Annotated in this window: 16 protein-coding genes; 6 read left to right on the forward strand and 10 right to left on the reverse strand. The window is 36.9% G+C overall.

Annotation, left to right across the window (positions count from 1 at the left end; translation table 11 throughout):
- Window positions 1-5: 5 nt before the first annotated feature.
- On the reverse strand, window positions 6-1,241 hold the full coding sequence (locus E4N80_RS12555; RefSeq protein WP_253699501.1) for a M20 family metallo-hydrolase: 1,236 nt from the start codon (window positions 1,239-1,241) through the stop codon (window positions 6-8).
- A 156-nt stretch (window positions 1,242-1,397) separates the two neighbouring features.
- On the opposite strand from E4N80_RS12555, the gene E4N80_RS12560 reads away from it, so the two are divergent.
- The 4 genes from E4N80_RS12560 (at window position 1,398) to E4N80_RS12575 (ending at window position 5,317) form a co-directional block, all read left to right on the forward strand.
- Window positions 1,398-2,645, forward strand: coding sequence for a Crp/Fnr family transcriptional regulator (locus tag E4N80_RS12560; RefSeq protein ID WP_010694323.1), 1,248 nt, complete (start codon window positions 1,398-1,400; stop codon window positions 2,643-2,645).
- 14 nt (window positions 2,646-2,659) lie between these two features.
- The gene (locus E4N80_RS12565) at window positions 2,660-3,250 is read left to right on the forward strand and encodes a hypothetical protein (protein ID WP_253699502.1); all 591 of its coding nucleotides are present in this window, start codon (window positions 2,660-2,662) and stop codon (window positions 3,248-3,250) included.
- Window positions 3,240-3,764 (forward strand): DUF192 domain-containing protein, encoded by a 525-nt coding sequence (locus E4N80_RS12570; protein ID WP_253699503.1) that lies wholly within the window; start codon window positions 3,240-3,242, stop codon window positions 3,762-3,764. Before E4N80_RS12565 ends, E4N80_RS12570 begins: the two co-directional genes overlap by 11 nt.
- Before the next feature lie 236 nt (window positions 3,765-4,000).
- The gene (locus E4N80_RS12575; RefSeq protein ID WP_253699504.1) at window positions 4,001-5,317 is read left to right on the forward strand and encodes an ATP-dependent 6-phosphofructokinase; all 1,317 of its coding nucleotides are present in this window, start codon (window positions 4,001-4,003) and stop codon (window positions 5,315-5,317) included.
- A 24-nt stretch (window positions 5,318-5,341) separates the two neighbouring features.
- Here the strand turns inward: E4N80_RS12575 and E4N80_RS12580 are convergent, their stop codons facing one another.
- From E4N80_RS12580 to E4N80_RS12595, 4 genes are all read right to left on the reverse strand, one after another.
- Window positions 5,342-5,878 (reverse strand): hypothetical protein, encoded by a 537-nt coding sequence (locus E4N80_RS12580; RefSeq protein ID WP_253699505.1) that lies wholly within the window; start codon window positions 5,876-5,878, stop codon window positions 5,342-5,344.
- A gap of 60 nt (window positions 5,879-5,938) precedes the next feature.
- The gene (locus tag E4N80_RS12585; protein ID WP_253699506.1) at window positions 5,939-6,517 is read right to left on the reverse strand and encodes a hypothetical protein; all 579 of its coding nucleotides are present in this window, start codon (window positions 6,515-6,517) and stop codon (window positions 5,939-5,941) included.
- 161 nt (window positions 6,518-6,678) lie between these two features.
- Window positions 6,679-8,214 (reverse strand): DUF5312 family protein, encoded by a 1,536-nt coding sequence (locus E4N80_RS12590; RefSeq protein WP_253699507.1) that lies wholly within the window; start codon window positions 8,212-8,214, stop codon window positions 6,679-6,681.
- Window positions 8,215-8,346: 132 nt separating this feature from the next.
- The gene (locus E4N80_RS12595; protein WP_253699508.1) at window positions 8,347-8,838 is read right to left on the reverse strand and encodes a PTS sugar transporter subunit IIA; all 492 of its coding nucleotides are present in this window, start codon (window positions 8,836-8,838) and stop codon (window positions 8,347-8,349) included.
- Between the two features lie 252 nt (window positions 8,839-9,090).
- Between E4N80_RS12595 and E4N80_RS12600 the strand changes: the two genes are divergently transcribed.
- Window positions 9,091-10,137 carry a Fic family protein gene (locus E4N80_RS12600; protein ID WP_253699509.1) on the forward strand — a complete coding sequence of 349 codons (1,047 nt, stop codon included), beginning with the start codon at window positions 9,091-9,093 and terminating at the stop codon, window positions 10,135-10,137.
- Between the two features lie 146 nt (window positions 10,138-10,283).
- Window positions 10,284-10,508: a hypothetical protein gene (locus E4N80_RS12605; protein WP_253699510.1), complete on the forward strand. Its 225-nt coding sequence runs from the start codon at window positions 10,284-10,286 to the stop codon at window positions 10,506-10,508.
- Window positions 10,509-10,578: 70 nt separating this feature from the next.
- Here the strand turns inward: E4N80_RS12605 and miaA are convergent, their stop codons facing one another.
- From miaA to E4N80_RS12630, 5 genes are all read right to left on the reverse strand, one after another.
- On the reverse strand, window positions 10,579-11,565 hold the full coding sequence (gene miaA / locus E4N80_RS12610; RefSeq protein ID WP_253699511.1) for a tRNA (adenosine(37)-N6)-dimethylallyltransferase MiaA: 987 nt from the start codon (window positions 11,563-11,565) through the stop codon (window positions 10,579-10,581).
- Window positions 11,566-11,587: 22 nt separating this feature from the next.
- Entirely contained in the window at window positions 11,588-11,794 is a 207-nt protein-coding gene (locus E4N80_RS12615; RefSeq protein ID WP_010694339.1) for a DNA-directed RNA polymerase subunit omega, read from the reverse strand.
- A 44-nt stretch (window positions 11,795-11,838) separates the two neighbouring features.
- Window positions 11,839-11,979, reverse strand: a complete 141-nt coding sequence (locus E4N80_RS12620) for a hypothetical protein (protein ID WP_253699512.1) — start codon at window positions 11,977-11,979, stop codon at window positions 11,839-11,841.
- A gap of 78 nt (window positions 11,980-12,057) precedes the next feature.
- Complete coding sequence (locus E4N80_RS12625) at window positions 12,058-13,932, reverse strand: ABC transporter ATP-binding protein (RefSeq protein ID WP_253699513.1); 1,875 nt, start codon at window positions 13,930-13,932, stop codon at window positions 12,058-12,060.
- Window positions 13,933-13,942: 10 nt separating this feature from the next.
- Window positions 13,943-15,715 (reverse strand): ABC transporter ATP-binding protein, encoded by a 1,773-nt coding sequence (locus E4N80_RS12630; RefSeq protein WP_253699514.1) that lies wholly within the window; start codon window positions 15,713-15,715, stop codon window positions 13,943-13,945.
- Window positions 15,716-15,789 lie beyond the last annotated feature (74 nt).

Raw genomic sequence — 15,789 nt, forward strand, 5'->3', positions numbered from 1 at the left:
GGGTTTTAAATATTTTCGACACCGAACATCATGGCTGCCATAACCTTTGCATCGCTTATGATATTCTTTATAAAAGCATATTCGTTGGGCTGGTGGCAGCTGTCATCAAGGGAGCTCCAAACAACGGCATTAAAGCCCTTGGCCCTAAGACAGGCTGCGACTGTTCCGCCTCCTATTCCTATCGTAGAGGTTTCAATTCCTTTTACTTTTTTTACGGCAGATGAAAGAAGGCTTACAATCTTTGCATCCTTAGGTGTTGCAGGAGAAACCTCAGGTTCATCATATTCAAACTTGATATCCACTCCGTACTTTTTTTCAACCTCTGAAGCTCTTTTTTGCATTTCTTTTAAAACTTCGTTTACATCGTAAGAAGGAAGAATTCGGCAGTCTACATAAAAAACGTCATCTCCCGGAATTGTATTTACGTTCGGTACATTGGCTTCTTTTTTAGTCGGCTGAAAGGTTGAATAATTAGGCGAAAATAAATCGTCTTTTTTGTTAAAATGATTTTCCAGATCGTTTAACCGGAGGGCAAGGTCGCAGGCTGCAACAAAGGCATTTTTGCCCGTGTTCGGTATTGAAGCATGGGTTTGAACACCCTTTGTAATAACCTTGAGCCAGAGACCGGTTTTTTCGGCTATTTCTATTGTTTCCCCCTTAGGGTCGCCTCCATCGGGTACAAGAATCAAATCATCGTTTGTAAAAAGATTGTGCTTATTAAGGAGGTAAATTATACCGTATTGGGAGCCGACTTCTTCATCTGCAACAAATAAAAGCTTAATAGTATGTTCTGGGGCGATTCCCAATTTGATAAAAGCCAAGGCTGCAAAAACCGAAGAAACAAGGCCCTGCTGGTTGTCTTCAACTCCGCGGCCTATAAGTTTTCCGTCCTTTTCGATTACAGTCCAAGGATCGCTTTCCCACTTGGACAGGTCGCCCGGAGGAACGACGTCCAGATGGCTCATAATCCAGAGCCTTTCCTTATCGTTTTTCCCGGGAATGGTAACAATCAGATTAGGGCGTATTTTTGAAGAAACCCGCTCATCAGGGGCATCTAAGCGTTCAAAATTGCTAAAACCCGCTTCTTTTAAGTATTTTTCCAGGGCTTCACATTTTTTTAATTCTCCGTCTCCATCGGATTCAGGAGCCATAGCAGGAATGGAAGTTAAAAGCCGTTCCAATCCTACGATATCATCTGTTTTGGATTCAATAAAATCGGTAATTTTTTTAAAGGTACTCATTTACCTATTCTATCAAAAAAAGTGTAAAAATACAATCGGAGAAATAATTATATAAGTATTTTAGGTAAGTAGGTTGACAATTCGACTTTTTCAAAATATACTGTAAATGTGCAATGTTTCTATTTATCAATGCATAAAGGTATGAGAGGTTAAAACTTGTTACAGCTGTCATTTTTGAATTTTAGAAAAGGCTCATATATTCTCATAGAAGGAAAGTCGGATACCGATCATTTTTATATTATACAAAGCGGAAAGGTGCAAGTCGCAAAGGAAGATGAGGTAGTTGCTGAAGAAGGCGGCAATGTTCTAGGGCCGGGAGACTTTTTAGGTGTTGTTTCCTGTATGTCCGGGCATACTCAAATCGAAACGGCTATTGCTTTGACCGATGCGCTTTTAATTTCAGTTCCATACGGCCAGTTCCCCCATCTGATTGAAAAGAATACTTCCGTTGCAATGAAGATAATTTATTCTTTTTCAAAAAAGATGCGCTATTTGGATGAGGCCCTAACCCGCATTACTCTAAAACGGAATGCCGTAACTGGAATTTCCCATCTTTTTACAATCGGTGAATATTATTTGAGGATGTCCAAATTTGATTTGGCTCTTTATGCATATTATCATTATTTAAAGGCTCAGCCCAAGGGTGAATTTGCTGATGCAGCTCAAAAAAGGGTTATGGCTATCAAGGCTATGGGGGTAAAAATCCCTATGGAAGTTCTTGAACCTCCTACAAACCAAATGATAAGGCTCTACGATAAAGAGCATATGATTTTTTGTGAGTGTCAATCCGGAACGGAATTGTATATTATTCAAAAAGGCCATGTAAAAATAACAAAGATTCTTGATAATAATGAAGTTCTATTGGCTGTCTTAAAAGAAGGCGATATGTTCGGTGAAATGGCCCTTTTGGAAAATAAACCCCGATCTGCAAGTGCTATTGTTACCGAAGAAGGATGTCAGCTTTTAGCCGTAAACCGCCAAAACTTTAATCAAATGGTTTCAACTCAGCCTCAGCTGATTGCCCGCCTTACAACTACCTTTGCAGATAGAATTTGGGCAATGTACAAGCAGCTTGCCAATACCCTTATCAAAGACCATGTCGAAAAAATGTATGATATGCTTGCTATTCAGCTTGAAAAATCCAGAATTAAACCCGTAAAGGGCAAGTACCATACCTTTAACTTCGGCCCCGTCGAGTTGGCAAATATGTGCGGTATACCTAAGGAGGAAGTATCCGAGGCCGTTACAAAATTTTTAAAACAACCGATAGTAAGATGTGACGGATCTAAAATTTCCATAACGGACGAGCTGGAGCTTTCAAAGCAGGCCGCCTACTTTAAGAAGATGCAGGAAATTGAAAAATCCCGTATGAATGCCCGTGCAAAGAGCGGCGGATATTGGTAGAACGGAAACGCATTATGAAAAAATTGTTTTTTTGTATAGTCTTTATTTTGATAGGCTTTGCTTTTTCCGAAGATGCAGAGTCCAATAAAGAAATTCTTGAAAAGACTGAAACTGAAAAAACCGAAGAGAAGCCTGAGTTTGCTGAACTTCCTGCCGGATATCGAGAAATAAACCTCGGAATGAATATGGATGCCGTTAAAGAAGCCCTTTTAAAAGATTCCATATTCGGATATCGGGGAGAAAGAGATATTTCACTTTTGCCCGGAAAAAACCGAAGTCTTATTGAGACAAATGGTTCAAGCAATATCAAAAGAGCATGGTTTCAGTTTTATGAGGACAATCTATATATTATTATTATCCAGATGGATACCGACAAGATAGATTATTATTCGATGTATTCTGCGCTGACTTCAAAATACGGTGAGCCTTTAAGTATAGATCCCAAAAGGGCTATTTGGAAAAACGAAACCGTTTCAATGATTTTAGAGCGCCCTCTGGCAATAAAGTATATTGATTTAAAGGTATTTAATGAGCTTTTGGAAAAAAGTCAAACCGATAAGGCCTACAGTGATATTTTGCGAGAGGAATTTATAAATGATTTTTAAAAAGGTTATAACAGCGTTTTTAATGCTTTGTTTTTTTTCCGCATGTGCAGGACAAGATACAATGGAAACGGAAGATATCTTTATAGAAAAAATCTCAAATGAAGAGGCGGAAGAATCAAACGAAGAAGCAAAAACCGAAGAATCAGTTAAAAAAAATATCGAAAAAATAAGTGTGGAACTTGCAATCACACCTGCCCAGCAGCAAAGAGGCTTTATGGAGCGGAAGCTTATCCCTGAAGGCACGGGAATGATTTTTTTATATAAGGAAGATACTAAGTTAAGATTTTGGATGAAGAACACTCCTCACCCTCTTTCAATTGCTTTTATAGACAGCTCCGGTATAATTAAAGAAATATACGATATGACGCCTTATAGCTTGGAAACGGTTGAAAGTACTTATTCCGTACGCTATGCTCTTGAAGTTCCTCAAGGTATGTTTAAAAGAATGGATATAAAAGAAGGCGATAAATTGACGCAAGAAACGATTTATCTTTTGAAGAGAAAGATTCAATAAAAAGGAGGTAAGATAAACAGTTCGGCAGAAATTCAGCCTCACTGTTTATCTTCGAGTTTTGTGCTTTGCACAAAACATCGCATTATTGTATGCAGTTTGTGAACAAACTGCTTGAAAAAACTTTTTTCGCAAGTTGATTCGCTATCCGCTTTAGCGGATACGATGAAAAATTTCCTTACAGAACAGAGCCGAAAGGCTCTGATATTTGCTGCAAAAAGTTTTTATGGGAGGTTATTATGAAAAAAACGGACTTTTCCATTCCTTCATTGGGAGAATGTAAAATACAGTCTCCTATTATGCTGTCGGAGACACATGGAGATCTGATTGCAAACTATGTTACCGATAACGAATTTATAAGGTATAATTTGGATGCCTCTTTGGGTGAAACCGGAGAGCCTTTAACCCACGCTGACCTTATCGAAAAGGCCGGCCCTCGCCAAAAGATATATTTTAGCCCCAACTATGTACATGCTGCAATCGCTACCTGCGGAGGCCTATGTCCCGGTATAAATGATGTTATAAGGGCTGTAGTCCGCTGTCTTTGGACAAGGTACGGAGTCCGCCGAATCAGCGGTATAAAATTCGGATATAAGGGATTTATTTCGGAATATGGATTTTCTCCCATTCCATTGACTCCTGAAGCAGTGAACGGGATACATAAAACGGGGGGCTCTTTCTTGGGTACTTCGCGAGGCGGAGGTACAAGGGTAACCGAAATAGTAGATGGAATCGAACAAATGAATATCAATATGGTATTTTTTATCGGCGGTGACGGTACGCAAAAAGGGGCACTCGAAGTTTCAAGAGAAATTGAAAGACGTAAATTAAAAATTTCAGTAATAGGTATTCCCAAAACGATAGATAATGACCTTTCTTTTATACAAAAGTCTTTCGGATTTGATACGGCTATTGCAAAGGCGACCGAATCGGTGGCGGCAGCCAATATGGAGGCCAGTTCGCAGATCAACGGTATAGGCTTGGTAAAGCTTATGGGAAGGGAGTCGGGATTTATCGCAACCCATACGGCCATTGCCTGCCATGAAGCCCACTTTGTTCTTATACCCGAAGTCCGCTTTGAGTTGGGCGGCGACAACGGCTTTTTAAAGCTTTTGGAAAAAAAGCTTATTGAAAACGGCTATGCCCTCATTGTTGCAGCAGAAGGTGCCGGTCAGCATTTAATGAATATTGAAGAAGAAACGGATGCCTCAGGAAACAAAAAACTTGCGGATATAGGTTTGTTTTTAAAAAAAGAAATAACCGAGTATTTTGAAAAGATAGGTATGCACATAAACCTAAAATACATTGATCCCAGTTATCAGATTAGATCTTCAATTGCAGCTCCCATTGATTCGGTTTATTGCGAACGCTTAGGCAACAATGCGGTTCATGCTGCTATGGCAGGGAAGACCCGCACCCTTATCGGGCTTGTAAACAATAAATTTGTGCACCTGCCGATTGAACAAGTTGTCTCGGAAAGAAAATATGTTAACCCTGAAAGTTCTTTGTGGCGGGATGCTCTGGATGCTACAGGTCAGCCCACGACAATGATGTAGGTGTCCTATTAGGTTTATAAAATATTATGGATTTTCAAATGATTTTTGCAAGATAAGGCCTACCTTTAGCTTCTTATATGAATAAAATAAGATACAGTATTGTGAATTTACATTTCTAAATGAAACATTATAATCTTTAAATGAATCATGCAATGAGACTAATGCCCCTAATTTATATTCATAACTTATGTCCTTTTTATTTTTATCGGGAATAAACTTATTAAAATTTTGTGTAAAATTTTTCATTATATCTTCTGTCTTTGTAAGAAATAAACCTGTCGAAATACTGCACCCATCATCTCCATTATAGTAATTTAAATAAAATTTACTGCCTGCAGTCATTGTAAAATGATTTATAGACCTATCATTATTTATAATATTGGACAATTCCATATACATATCTCTAAATAAAGGATTTTCAATAAATTCAAAAATTTCATCGTTATGATCAATTTTTTTATCGGATATTATATTTATATAAACTACTTTATAAGTATCACCGTCTATTGCAAAAAGTTGAAAAGACAAAAAAAATATAAATAAACAAATTATTTTTTTCATTAAAATATTCTCCAATGTATAAAAAGCATCCTGTATAATTGCTAATTCAGTTATACAACGCTAAGGCCAATAAACTTCTTTTCCCGCAGACTGTCCGTTATTCCCTGTACAACTTACATAGTAAGTTGGAACAGGATTACGATCAACAAAGCCAGCGGCTTCAGAATCTAATTCAACCCAGTAAGACCATACATCACCAGTTTTTCGCCAAACATTATATTCTTTTGCATCAGAGTAAGGTTCCCATTCCACACGCATCTGTGTACCGGATGAAGTATGCCAGATACTTTTGAGCCAATCATTCAATGAACCAACAGATCTTGATAAATAATCGGCATCATTACTTTTTATAATTCTTTTTTTAAATTCTGTATCGGAATATATCGCAATATTATACTTAGCAGCAACATCGTATAATTTTTTCTTCAACTCTAAACTCTCACTACTTTTGACGAATTCAGTTTTAGATGTTTTAAAAAGTTCATCATAAGCTTTTTCCAAAGTCAGGAATTCTTCTGGAAGAGCTGATGGTGTTACAATGTCATGCTTAGCTTTAGTTTGCGAAGGCTCTATTTGAAAAGAACACCCAAACAAACTTAACAACACTATTCCCAATAATACAAAAGTTATTTTTTTCATGATTTTCCTCCAAAATGTAATATTTAAGAATTATACAAGATGCATTAATATATAACACTTCCTATATTATCTGTCAAGATTTCGCATCGTATTTATAAATGAATAGCAGTTTTTAAAGGGACATATTGAATTATTACAAAAAGAAAAGTTTGCCTTTATTTTTATTCTTTTTTGATAAAAAGCTGCATTAACATGGTAAAATCGTAGATTTTTTTGTAGGCTTCGACAAGCCATTCCCTTACAGGCCTTTCCGAATTTTGTTCAATCTCTTTCCAGTTTTGAATTAATTCACGGCGGGGTTTGTCATAATCGGCTATTATATTCTTAAAGTTGTTTCCTATTACTATGATGTGCTTTAGCGAAATATTTATAAGCTTAAGGGCTGTGTCATTTACATCATTTAGAAGTTTTGCAGCCTGGCGGCCTGCTTCCTTTTCTCTTTCCATTCTGGAAAGAAGGGTTCGGAACTTTACTCCTATATCGGAGACCTCGGAAAGTTTATCGTCAAATTCTATTGCTTTTGAAGTTACCTGCATTATTGCATGAAAACTATTGGAAAAATCTGCTGTAGTACCTGCAAAGCCTCCCCAATTTCCTCGTACTAAAAATAAGTCGCACAGAGCCCGTATATCCGTTCTTACATATTCTATTAAAAAAGATTTTAGATAGCTCATTTCTTCGGCATAGATATATCCCGATAAACCTCTTTTTGTAAAAGCTCTATTTGCATCGATGACGTAGTTTTTCATGCCGGAGATGACTTGTTCTCCGAATATTTTATTTATTAAAACAGCAACTTTTGATGATCTTTGCTCTTCGATGAGCTTATGGATAACGTTTTGGGTATTTGTTTTAATTTGCGAAATATAGGTATCCGTTACTTTTTCGGTAAATGGGGTGGTTTCAACCGTGTAAATTATATCCTCGGTAATATGTTGAATAATATATTCGAGAGCCCGTGAGCGGCGAAGGTCGTTTAAGGTTCCTAAAAGCTTTTTCCATTGGCCTGCATGAACCGGCTGAATGTTTTTATAGGTCTTTATTATATTAAAGATAAGATTCCAGTCAGTATCGAAACTTAATTGATAAAAAACCGATGCAAAATCTTTTAAGTCTTCGGAAATATATTCTCCTCTTATTGCCTGAAAATTGGGAGCATAGTTGAAATTATTTTCAATAAAGTTAGAATCGAATTTTCGAAGTAAAAAATAATAGTCAAATAGTACAAACTGTATAAAGGCATCAAGATGTTGGTAAGTTAAATCTATTTTTTGTATTTGATTGGAATCAAGTTCTCCTATAAAGGTTTTTAATTCCTTTTTTACCTTTTCGGCGAGGATTTCGGCATTTGTATTTTTTGATTGTTCTATTATTGATTCTTCGGATAAATTTTCAAGCAGCTTTTTTTGTTTATCCGAAAAGGAGTTCTCTACAGTAACGTTTTTTAAAACCTTTGAAGAAGCTGCTCCTGCTAAAAGGGGCCGGGCCGGGCCTACGACCTTATATATGCTGTAAAAAAATTGTGCGGCTTGAGGCAATACCTCTTGAGAATTAGATTTATACCATTTGCTGTATCTGGTTTTTCCTATAGTTTTTGCAATATCCTTCAATTTACGTCTTTTGACGGCCTCGGGGCTCTCTGAGGATATAAACAAACCTAATATTTTTTGGAAAAAACTTTCTTTTTTATTGGCCATGGTAATAATATGTGTTAAATTCGCTAATTTGTCAACCGGTGCAGCGATTCACGTAGTAAAAAGTAAGCTGAGCAAAAAATAACGGCCTGTGCCAAGCCCGGCATAGACCATTATTCAAAGCTTTTTAACCCGTTACTCTTCGTCGCTTTCCATTAAAAGCTTGATGACGGCTTGTTCGTTTGTAGCTCTTAAAAGTTCTTCCCTTTTTTCTGCACTTTTGAATAATAAGCTTATCTGTGCAAGGAACTGTAAGTGGGGTCCTGTCTTATCCAGAGGGGAAAGAGTCATAATAAATATTCTGGACGGTTCTTGATCCAAAGAATCAAAGTCTACCGGATTATCCGCAATGCCTATACAGGCAACGAGATCACTTACAGAGTCCGTCTTTCCATGAGGTATGGCTATGCCATGCTTCATCCCTGTAGACATCTTGCGTTCCCTATCTAAAACGCAAGCTTTTGTAGCAACCCTATCCTTTACTTTTCCGGCTTTTACAAGCGTATCAAGTAACTCATCAATAATAGCTTCTTTTGTAGTCCCTTTTAAGTGCAGATTAATGGTTTTAGGAGTTATAACATCCTTCAAATCTACAGAATCGGGTTTTAATGCATCTTTAAATTCCATGTATACATTCTAAGCCTCTTTTGATTAAAAGTCAAGTTTTTTTTAGCTTTTTTTAAAATTTCTTTTTAACTGCAAAATAAAAGCTTTTTTTCCTGAGTTTAGATTTTTGGCCGAAAGAATAGAATTAAGATGAAGATAACGAAGCCTTTATCCGGCGGTTGAAGAATGAATAATAAGAATAAATATCCGGGTTAACTTGAGTTTGCCCTTATTTTATGCTATAATCTAAGGGAAAATATCGGAGGCAAAACAATGAGACCATTTAATTATTCTAAAATCAAAAATCAAAAGTGGGATTCCGGCACCCTTGGTCTGGTTGCTGCGATATATAAAGAAGCCGGAAAACAGGAAATGTACTTGAAACAGCGTCCGGAAGAATTAGAGAAACTGGTCGAGATTGCAAAGATACAAAGTACAGAGGCCTCGAATGCAATTGAAGGTATTGTAACAACAAGTACCCGTATCAAGCAGTTGGTGAAAGAGAAAACAACACCTAAAAATCGTGATGAGCAAGAAATTGCGGGTTACCGTGATGTATTAAATATAATTCACGAAAGTTTTGATGCGATTCCTCTTTCCCAAAACTATATTCTGCAGCTCCATAAGATTCTGTATAGTCATATGAACAATCCAATGGCAGGCAGAATAAAAAGTGTACAGAACTATATCAGTGTTACATATTCGGATAATCATACGGAAATATTATTTACGCCGCTTGCTCCCTTTGAAACATCGGAGGCGTTGGATAAAATCTGTGAAGAATATAACCGAGTAATTGGAAATATGGAACTGGAGCCCTTAATAGCAATTCCTGTTTTTATTCATGATTTTCTCTGTATACATCCTTTTAACGATGGGAACGGAAGAATGAGCCGTCTGCTGACAACTCTTTTGTTATATAGAAACGGCTTTTATGTAGGAAAATATATCTCTTTGGAAGCAAAAATTGCAAAAAACAAGGATTTATATTACGACGCACTTGGCAGGGCTCAGATTGGTTGGCATGAAGGCAAAGAAGATGTTGTTCCTTTTATCAAATACTTGCTTGGAACGATTCTTGCGGCCTATAGGGATTTTGCAGACCGCTTTGCTTTAGTAGAAATAAAACTTCCTGCTCTTGAAACTGTAAGGCGGGCCGCTCTAAATAAGATTGGCCGATTTACTAAGCAGGATATTCGTGAGCTTTGTCCTTCACTGAGTATAAGTTCTATCGAGGGAGGTCTCCGAAAATTAGTATCAGCCGGTGAATTGAAAAAAGAAGGCTCAGGAAAAAACATTTGTTATTATAGATTAAAGTAATTCCCACAAATATTTAAACATTCCCTTAAAAACAAAAATAAAATAAGGTCAATGGTTTATTGATAAGGTGAAGAATCTCTCATCTTGACAAGCAGTAATAGGAGAAGCCGCTAAAAGTTTTTATAAGTTTTTCCGATAAGAAAGATATGAATTCGCCCGATTTTTTTTATGTTATAAAAAATGTTTTACTTTCCCCCATAGTGATCGGAGTAACCATTGTTTGCGGTCTTATTTTAAGCTTTATTTTTTATGTAATGAGCTATAAGAAAAAACCGAGGCGTTTTGCTATAAAAAAGAAACAGCCTCAGCCTGTACAGGAAAAAACTCCTCCCTCCAAAGAAGAAGCTGAAGGTGAGGAAGGGGAAGAGTAGGCAAATCTTATAGGATTAAATAAGTTTTATAAGGGCACCTTTAAAAAAACTGTTTTTTTAGCACCCATAATCATTTTAATAGTTTTTTATAAAATCCGCAAATATCCTTATAAAGCCTTGATATCTCGGCCTTATCTTCTATAAAATAACGGTGAACATCGGGGATTGTTTTAAAAAAGGTTTCTTGACGCTTGGCATAGTGCTTGGTATTTCGTTTTATAAGGGCCGAGACTTCCTCCAAGCCAGATTCCGGTTTTAAGCGTTTATTTTCATCAAAAAATTCCCTGTAGCCTATGGCTTTAAGTCCGGGGCTTTCGCTTGTATAGCCCATTTCATAAAGCTTTTTTACTTCATCATATAGGCCCTCGGCAAACATAGCCTCGACCCTCTTTTCGATTCTTTCGTATAAAAGGGAGCGGGTTCTTTCGATGCTTAAGATAAAAAACTCGTATTCTTCTCTTGGATTTTCGGGGAGGGCAAAAGAGCTTAAAGGTTTCCCTGAAGCGGTAAAAACTTCGTGAGCTCTTATTATTCTGTATTCGTCATGAACATGAAGTCTTTCTGCCGTCTCGGGGTCTATTTTTTTTAGTTCTTCCAAAAGAACGCCGGACCCTTCTTCCTTTGCGCGTTTTTGAAAATGCTCCCGTATTTTAGGGTCGGCTGTGGGCGTAACGGGGAGGCCGTATATAAAATTCTTTAAGAAAAAAGCCGTGCCTCCCATCAAGACCGGAAGTTTTCCCTGCCTATATATTTCGGGGCAAAGCTTATCGGCTTCTTTTACAAAATCGGCTGCCGAAAATTCTTCGGAAGGGTCTTTTATGGCGATTAAATGATGGGGAAGGTCTTCCAATTCTTCTTTGGAAGGTGAAGCCGAGCCGATATGCATATGTTTATACACCTGAACCGAGTCGGCACTTATAATTTCGGCACAAGCTGAAAGAGCCGAAATTCCGCCTTCTTTTGAGAAATTCTTTGAATGTTTATAAGAAAATATTTCGGAGGCTAAGCTTGTCTTTCCCGAAGCCGTCGCTCCGAAAAAAATCAATACGGGAACCACGCAATCTTTCGAAGCAGAAATTTTAGTTGAATTCGGGGTGACGCTCTATCTGATAGTTTACTTCACCGGTAAAAATTTGCTTTGCTCCGGCTGAAACAACCTTGTCTCCGCTTTTTTCGGCATTAGGCTCTTGGATTTTAGCCAGCTGATAGGCCCTTCTTGTCGATGCGCATGTAATCTCGTAAATATTGTCATCAAACTCGATGAGTTCTTCTAATGGAAATATCATAGCTCTATTCTACTATTATTTAAGAAAAAAGTCAATATTTTCACTTATTGAATTTCAGGGGTGATATTTCCCATACCGATGACCGAAACATCCTTTGGAATTTCGGGGACGGATAAGACCGGAACCATGGGCATTTCGTATTCAAGAAGCCGCTTTATCAAAAGTCTGCCTTCTTTTATTTCCATTTATCTATCATTCAATTTAGAGTACCGGATCTTTAAAACTTTTATTTATTTCAGGCATTTGTATTTTCTTGATAATAGTTACGAAAGAAGCACCCTAATCTCTTCCCCACGGTAGTACTGTGCTTGGGCGTTCCACAGTTCGTAATACTTTCCGGCTTTGTTTTGGACGAGCTCATCGTGGGAACCGGTTTGGACAATCTCGCCATGATCGAAGACGAGTATTGTATCACAAAAACGGCAGGAGGATAATCGATGCGAAATATAAATTGCGGTTTTTGAGCCGACAATTTTATCGAAGCCTGAATAGATTTCGCTTTCTGAAATCGGGTCTAAGGCAGCGGTGGGTTCGTCTAAAATTATAAAGGGAGCGTCTTTGTAAATTGCTCTTGCCATTGCAATTTTTTGCGCTTCACCTCCGGAGATTTCCATACCGCCGTCTTCATAGTCATTATAAAGATACGAGTCTAAATCTTCCGGCATTTTTTCTAACGATTGCACAAAGTTTGCTGCATTTAACGCACGAAGCGCTTTTTCTTTATCGTAAGTTAATCCCGATGCAACATTTTGTCCCAACTTAAACGAGAAAAGTGAAAAGTCTTGAAAAACGACGGCGAGTAAATTAAGGTATTCGTCATAATCGAATTGTTTAATAGTAACTCCATTTAGAAGAATTTCTCCCTCGCTCGGATCGTACAAGCGAACTAAAAGTTTTATAAAAGTAGTTTTTCCGCTTCCGTTCATTCCGACAACAGCAAGCCGCTCTCCGGCTTTTAATTTTAAGTTTATATTTTTAAGAACGCACTTTTCCGTACCGGGATAGCGAAAACTAACATTGCGGAATTCAAACTCGTATTGATTGCCGTCGCGTTTTTCTATCGGCTGTGTACCGCTATACTTTGTTTCACTTAAGTTTATAAAGCCCAAACACAAATCAAAAAAATCGCAGTTATTCGTGATGTCATTAAAAACCGTTGTCAAACCTGAAATCGCAAAAACAAATTGAGTAACAGCTCCGGCATACTGAACAATATCTCCCACAGATATTACTTCATAGTAAGCCTTTAATCCGACAAATAAATACACCACAAGCAAACCAATAATATTAAAAAAAGATAAAGAAAGCTTTACCGGTAAACGCAAAATACGAAACGTACGGTTAACCATTTTGTCAAATTCATTTTGTGTTTCAAAATATCCTTTGTAAAGTTCCGAATTATAAAGACGAATATCCTTTCCCATTTTATAATCTAAAAGGCTGTCAACGGCATAAGAATATGGGCGCTCTTTTTCAAACACATCGCTTTTTTCAAATTTATCCATACGGCGTAACGAAACGGAATTTATGCGAATTTGTAAAAAGCAAATAAACAAAACCAAAAGTGTAAAGATTATATTTTGTGCAAAAAGAGGTAAACCGAAAATCGGAGCATAAGTTTTGTACATCGGAATCGAAAGTAGAATTCCTATAATAAATAAAAAAGTATTTTCTACAAGGTTCATGCAATTCTCAAGCTGTGCCCATAAACCGAAGTAACCGCTGTTTTCCATATTATACATTTTATCAAGTTCAATATGCAAGTTAGGATCTTCGAGAAATTCATAATCTACAGTAGTGTTTTTTCTACCAAATTCCATATTCCGCTTTTCTTCCACTAGCTCCATTCTAAAGTGACCATACCGTGCTACGAAGTTTTCTATTAACGATAACAAAAGATTTACAGCAATTGCAAGTAAAGCAAGAATAAAAATTTTTTTAAAACTTTTTTGTACTGCGATAGCATTTATGATAAGTTTTAGCGCATAGATATTTGTAAAAGGTTTAGTGCCTGACATTAAACCGCGAAGAGCATAATAAAATGCAAGCCCGTTATCCAGCTTATTCAAAAACTTAATTGATTCGATAAATGTTTTTATAACTTTTTTTAAGCTATGAGATTTTTTTTCAAGTTCCATAATAGTTTCCTTAATTATAATATTGTGATTGGACATCAAACATTTGTTTATATTGTCCGCCGAGTTTCATCAGTTCTTCGTGAGAACCTTCTTCGATTATTTTGCCGTCGTCGAGTAAAATAATTCTGTCACAAAATCGCGTGGAAGCTAATCTATGAGAAATGAAAATCGAAATTTTGTTTTTTGTCATTTCATTATAATGCTCATAAATTTCGCTTTCGGCGATTGGGTCAAGGGCGGCTGTCGGTTCGTCTAAAATTAAAACCGGCGCGTCCTTGTATAAAACCCGGGCAAGCATTAACCGTTGCTGCTGACCGCCCGATAAATCCACGGCTTCGGTTCGTGTGCTTTTTACCAAGTAAGTATCTTCTTTATTCGGTAATTCTAAAAGCGTTTTTTGAAAACCGGAGTCATTCACTGCTTTTTCAAAAAGTCTTTTGTTGCATTCGACTTGAGAACAGCAAATAATATTTTTTACTGTTTCCGGTGGGATAAAAATATCTTGAAACACAGCACCGTACATTTTTTTCAAAGCTCCTTCGCTAAAGTCTCGAATGTCTACACCACCGATAAAAATTTCCCCCGATGTCGGATGAAAAAAATTCATAATTAAATTTATGAGCGTAGTTTTCCCCGCACCGTTTACTCCGATGATGCCGAGCTTTTCGTTTGCTTTAATATGTAAGTTTATATTTTGTAAAGTGTCTTCCTCAGCTCCCTCATACCGATAACAAACATTTTTTAACTCGATGTCAAATTTTTCCGGTAAAGCATTTCGTTCCCCAAAAGAATATTCTTCGGCAATTGATAAATACTCCCGGTAATAATCTATATCCAGCGAACCTTCACGTAAATCAGTGATTTGTTCAGAGATAGACATCAACCATTCGGAAAAACTTGTGATTATCGGAAAAAGAAAAACGAATTCCGCAATTGGAATTTTTCCCGTTAAAGCAAGTCGTATCAAATAAAAATATGCAAGTCCATCTCGCAAAAAAACAAAGAGTGCTGCAATTAAGTTTCCTAAAAACCGTGCATTTGCCAGCTTCGTATGTAACTGATGACGAGTTTCATTATAAGTTTTATAACTTTCAAAAAATAAACCGCCTAACTTGTACAAACGAATATCTTTGGCGTATTTACAATTTTTGCTTTTGCCTGAAAGATATTCCAGTTTGCGGTTCAAGTCCTGAGAAGCATCGACAATTTTTTCCGTATAGTCAACAAGAAAAATTCCATATAAACAATTTATCGCAAAGGACATAAAAATTATTACAAGTAAGAATGGTTGTATTTGCAAAATAAATGGAACAAAGCTTATCATACCAAAAATTGAAACAAGCAAATCGGAAAAAATCCGTCCCGCCTGTTCGGTTATTGCCATAGAGCCAATGGTTGTGTCCATAGCTGTATCCATTTTTTCCAAGGTTGATTTTTTTGCAAACTTTTCATAATCCATTTTTGCCGAAGTAAATATCAGTTTTAACCGATAACGATGCCGGATTTTTCCTCCTTCATGATTCATAAAATAGTTCATAAGATCAAGAAGCATTTTTGCAATGGCAAGTCCCGCTCCCACCAATAGAACTTTTTGCAAGTAGGTAGCTATCGGCAGTTTTTGCGTCAAACCATCGATTACCACCTTAGGCAAAAAAGCTTGCAAAAACGGCATCAAAATCGTAGCCGGCACCAGCAAAAAAATCAGTAAAAATTGCAGCTTGCTCTCTTTCCAAATATTCCCAAACAAATATAATGAGTTATTTATAACTCCGTGTTTTTTCATTCACATCTCCTATGATGATATTCATATCTGCATTATACTGAAAAAAAATATTTTGCATAGATTGTATCATAGTT

This window comes from Treponema denticola, from assembly GCF_024181605.1.
Taxonomy (GTDB): Bacteria; Spirochaetota; Spirochaetia; order Treponematales; family Treponemataceae; genus Treponema_B; species Treponema_B denticola_B.